This window comes from Sinorhizobium sp. P24N7, from assembly GCF_042436655.1.
In the GTDB taxonomy this organism is placed as follows: Bacteria; Pseudomonadota; Alphaproteobacteria; order Rhizobiales; family Rhizobiaceae; genus Sinorhizobium; species Sinorhizobium meliloti_A.
In genome coordinates this window covers 1-637 of sequence record NZ_JBHMIW010000088.1, presented here as the reverse complement: position 1 = coordinate 637, position 637 = coordinate 1, and the positions used below count along the sequence as shown (strand labels likewise).

Below are 637 nucleotides of genomic sequence, written 5' to 3'. Positions count from 1 at the left end.
CGTCCTGGTCTTGGGCGCCCTGATCCGTCCCGCAATCATCGAAAAGTCCTCAGGGTTCCGCGCCAACCTTCGGGACCTTTGCCGTGGCAGCCTTGGTCAGCACCTCCAGCAGGCAACGGAGGCAATCGCCGAGCTCGACTATGATTTCCCGCCTGATGCAGACGAGCTCGCGCGTATCTCGGGCGCGCCGCGCGCTCCCCAGAAAAAGCGCATCGCCGCGCAGTTGGCCGAATGGTGTGACGCCTGCGCGCAGAAGACCTCGCGCTGGCCGTTCGCCACGGCGTTCATGCACTATGTCGTGTCTGAGAACGGACCCATCGGATCTGCGCGTGCCGCGATCGAGTCCGGCGCAGCTAATGCGGTTGCCCTGGCGCGCAAGGCAGTTGAAGATCTCTCGTCGCAATCGGACATCGAGGATCGTTCTGTCGAGTTCGCCACGGTCACCAGGCGCAATGACGCCCGACTCCATCCAAAGGGCATTGAGTATCTGTATCGACAATTCGACGAGCCGCTCGGGCTTCTCGATGGCTGGGTGCGCGCCGTCGAGCGCGAACACTCCCAGGGCCAGAAGTCACAGGCCCGCGTTCGCACGATCGTTGGCAACCTCCAGTCACGGCTTGAGAAGGCGGTCCAGGGT

At 63.4% G+C, this 637-nt stretch carries 1 protein-coding gene; it reads left to right on the top strand.

What is annotated here, in order from left to right; genetic code table 11:
• A partial coding sequence (locus ACFHWW_RS34050) for a hypothetical protein (protein ID WP_379943779.1) occupies positions 1–637 on the top strand: 637 nt, incomplete at both ends.